This window comes from Burkholderia sp. JPY481, assembly GCF_038900515.1.
In the GTDB taxonomy this organism is placed as follows: Bacteria; Pseudomonadota; Gammaproteobacteria; order Burkholderiales; family Burkholderiaceae; genus Paraburkholderia; species Paraburkholderia youngii.
In genome coordinates this window covers 1-2,926 of record NZ_JAYMRT010000075.1, presented here as the reverse complement: position 1 = coordinate 2,926, position 2,926 = coordinate 1, and the positions used below count along the sequence as shown (strand labels likewise).

1 protein-coding gene and 2 pseudogenes are annotated in these 2,926 nt (G+C 58.0%); 1 reads left to right on the top strand and 2 read right to left on the bottom strand.

The genetic code is table 11. From position 1 onward, the window contains the following. Both VSR82_RS39545 and VSR82_RS39540 read right to left on the bottom strand, forming a co-directional pair. A pseudogene (locus VSR82_RS39545) lies at positions 1 to 128 on the bottom strand (IS5/IS1182 family transposase); the annotation flags it as partial. Between the two features lie 307 nt (positions 129 to 435). Further along, positions 436 to 1,534 (bottom strand): annotated as a pseudogene (locus VSR82_RS39540) (IS5 family transposase); the annotation flags it as partial. A gap of 392 nt (positions 1,535 to 1,926) precedes the next feature. On the opposite strand from VSR82_RS39540, the gene VSR82_RS39535 reads away from it, so the two are divergent. Beyond that, entirely contained in the window at positions 1,927 to 2,631 is a 705-nt protein-coding gene (locus VSR82_RS39535) for a hypothetical protein (RefSeq protein ID WP_498858872.1), read from the top strand. Positions 2,632 to 2,926 lie beyond the last annotated feature (295 nt).

Sequence of the window (2,926 nt, the reverse complement as noted above, 5' to 3'; positions counted from 1 at the left end):
CCAGTGGAATGCCGCGCGCGTCTACAACGATGTGCCGTTTCGACCCGAGCTTTCCCCGGTCTGTCGGGTTGGGGCCGGTTTCCTGGCCCCCGGGGGCGGGCAACACTGGCAGCATCGAGGCTCGCCCTTCGAACCGGAAGCCAACAGGGTTTCCATCGCTTACGCCCTGCCCATGCACGCGCTTTGTCGCGGATCGGTCCTCGGCACCGAAAATATCCGCTCAGCATTCGCCGTTCCAACTGCTACCCGGCTCCAAAATCGCGCAACCGGTCTAGCAGGCTGTTGAAAAGCGCCCCGTCATGACGACCGAAGCTACGTTCAGGAGACTTGCGCGTGCAATTTCCCGCTGAATTACCGGTTTGCCGCGCGATCCGCGCGGGGCATGCGCACGCATGCAGCCCTGCTGGCGCGCAGTCTTCCCGCCGTGACGGCTCGTCGCGCCGCTCCTTGCGGCACCACCCCTGGCATTCGGGCCATGCGGGTCAGATTGCTCGCAACCATCGTCAGCTTGAAGTGCTGGTCGACGGGCTTGATACCGCGATAGACCGTCTGCCGGATCCGACCGACCGTTTTACCTCAGCCGAAATGCTCTTCCATTCGTTTGCGGATGATCTGGCTAATCCGGTAGCCCGCGTGCCGCGAAGTGCGACCGTCGATTGCGCTGCCGCCCCAACGCTCATCGTTGCGCGGGACATGCGGTGTCACGTTGCGAGCGCGGCAATCGTTCACGAAGTCGCGGGTGTCATACGCCTTGTCGGCACCAACTGTCTTCGCATGAGCGCCTGGCACGCAATCGAGCAATTGCAATGCGCTGGCCCGCTCGGCGAAACCATCTGCGTGACTGACCACGGCGCCGACCACCAGCCCCGAGCGATTCTCCATCAGGATGTGCCCGTGGTAGCACAGGATGACCGGGCTCTTGTGGCTCTTCTTGAACAATCGCGCCTCCGGATCAGTAGTCGTGCGTCGCATTGCTACGTCGCTCGCCTTTCCAGTCAGTGTCGGCGTTGCGGCCACCGCCGGCTGGCGGACCATCGTCCGGGCCGTCCTTGCGGCGGAAGCTCTTGTGACTGGCCCACGCCTGAATCAACGTGCCGTCCACCGAGAAATGCTCTCTCGACAGCAAGCCCCGCTTGTCCGCCAGGCTCATGACTTCGGTGAAGAACGCTTCCACGACTTCATGCTCCAGAAGCCGGTCGCGGTTCTTCGAGAACACCGAGTGGTCCCACACGGCGTCCTCAATCGCCAGCCCGACAAACCAGCGGAACAGCAGGTTGTAGCGCATCTGCTCCATCAGCATGCGCTCGCTGCGCACCGAGTAGAACACCTGCAACAGCAGCGCCCGCATCAGCTTCTCAGGCGCAATCGAGGCACGGCCGGTGTCCGCGTAGATGACGCTGAACAGCCCATTGAGCCGTTTCAACGCATCATTCACCAGCAACCGGATCGGTCGCAACGGGTGATCTGCCGGGACGAAGTCCTCGAGCTTGACCGTCGTGAACAGGGGTTCCTGCATCTCATCCATTCCGCGCATCGCATCCGCTGCCAAAGATCATGAACACGATATCCATAACGCCCGTCCCTCAAACCCCGTTTACACGGGACCCAAATTCAACAGCCTGCTAGGGAACTCTATCCCCCTACATCGCGACCCTCCAGAGAGATATTGTCGCTTTCATTAGGCCATTGACGGGGCGACAGCTGCTAGCGGCGAGCACCATCGACGAGCATATCAATGCGGGGCAGCGAGCAGCGATGTGCTGCACAAAGTGATCGGCCAGTTAACGAAAGCAAGTAATGCGGCAGTGTATTGCAATATTTTACATGAAAAATAGTAGCCTTCAGGGATGGTTAGACATTAAATCCATTTGTCATTAAATCATTTAACTTTCTTCGCATTAACAACCTGATTTAAAGGAAATCGCCATGAGTGTTCGTAACTACCTTGCACATCGCAACATTGTCCGCCGCATGGAACGTGAAGGACGTGCCTATCGCAGTTATCACGTCACCTTGACGGATGACGGGGAGTGGATGCACGCGGCCGGCTCGGACTTTCTGTTCGCGTACCTCGAAAACTCCTGGCCTGCGGACGTGAAAACCCAGGTGGTGGACGCGTTCAAGCAGGCGTTGACAATGTCCTCGACCATCAAAACAGCCGTTCTGAATACCTCAGGACAGGCAGTGGAATCGGGGCTGTACCTTGTCGACCAGAGCACGATGACGCAAGCCATGAATTCCGTCGCGGGCATGGGCATTACGAGCGTTGACCAGAATAGCGAGAGCGGTTCCGGTACCGCGGTCTCCATTACCGAGGAGTTCTTTGCTGCAATTCTCGGCGGTCTCGGCGGAGACGTGGCACCGATGCTCGACTATCTCACGACCGAGATGGGCGATGTACAGGCACAAACGAAAAAGAGCACTGTCGCGTCGAAATTCGGCACGGTGATCGGGACCATTTCAGTCATGCCTGTGCTTAACGTTCCGGTCACCAACTTCGTCTACGCCTACTCGGACTCTCAAGCGAGCTCATGGTTCGTCAAGGTCAATTGCGGCAGCGTGGAGCACGAATCCTACTCGTACGCCTATACGGCCGTTAATTACAACTACGTCAAACCCGACGCCAAGTAATTGGTTAGCCGATGCACAGTAATTGGCTTGCTGTGCATCGGTGCTGTCGATTCCGACGCCTTCAACGTTTTCCGCCTAGCGGGCGTCCAGATCTCGTTTAGAGCGGCTAACACAACCTGGACATCAAGCCCTAGGTTTCGTATCCTGGGCGCATGTCCTGAGCTTCCTCTGAAATTTCGCCTTCCAGCAGGTCGGGTATAAACTCGACCGAAAGGAAGGAAAGAAGAAATGTTTAGGGTACCGCACCAGGTGTACACGGCGGAGTTCAAGGAAGCTGCAGTGCAACGAGTCAAGG